At 48.9% G+C, this 912-nt stretch carries 1 pseudogene; it reads left to right on the forward strand.

The annotated features are described in order from the left end of the window. Positions 1-63: 63 nt before the first annotated feature. Positions 64-912 (forward strand): annotated as a pseudogene (psbA, locus tag UYC_RS35225) (photosystem II q(b) protein); the annotation flags it as partial.

Below are 912 nucleotides of genomic sequence, written 5' to 3' on the forward strand. Positions count from 1 at the left end.
ACAGGCAAACAAACAAAAGCCTGATACATACATAAGTCGAAAAATAATCGCACTCATAGAATCATGACAACAACCTTACAAAGACGCGAAAGCGCCAACGTATGGGAGCGGTTCTGTGAATTCATCACCAGCACCGAAAACCGTTTATACATCGGTTGGTTCGGCGTGTTGATGATCCCAACCCTCCTAGCAGCAACAGCTTGCTTCATCATCGCCTTCATTGCGGCTCCCCCCGTAGACATCGACGGTATCCGCGAGCCAGTAGCAGGTTCCTTACTGTACGGAAACAACATCATCTCCGGTGCAGTAGTACCTTCCTCCAACGCGATTGGTTTGCACTTCTACCCAATTTGGGAAGCAGCTTCTTTAGATGAGTGGCTCTACAACGGTGGCTCTTACCAGTTGGTAATTTTCCACTTCTTGATCGGTGTATTCTGCTACCTCGGTCGTGAGTGGGAATTGTCCTACCGCTTAGGTATGCGTCCTTGGATTGCCGTAGCTTACTCTGCACCTGTAGCAGCAGCAACCGCAGTCTTCTTGATCTACCCCTTGGGTCAAGGTTCCTTCTCTGACGGAATGCCTTTGGTATCTCTGGAACCTTCAACTTCATGTTGGTGTTCCAAGCAGAGCACAACATCCTCATGCACCCCTTCCACCAGTTGGGTGTAGCAGGTGTGTTCGGCGGTAGCTTGTTCAGTGCAATGCACGGAAGTTTGGTAACCTCTTCTCTGGTGCGTGAAACCACCGAAACCGAATCTCAAAACTACGGTTATAAGTTCGGTCAAGAAGAAGAAACCTACAACATCGTCGCTGCTCACGGTTACTTCGGTCGCTTGATTTTCCAATACGCTTCTTTCAACAACAGCCGCTCGTTGCACTTCTTCTTGGCAGCTTGGCCTGTAATTGGAATCT

The sequence above is a fragment of the Chlorogloeopsis fritschii PCC 6912 genome (assembly GCF_000317285.1).
Classification (GTDB): domain Bacteria; phylum Cyanobacteriota; class Cyanobacteriia; order Cyanobacteriales; family Nostocaceae; genus Chlorogloeopsis; species Chlorogloeopsis fritschii.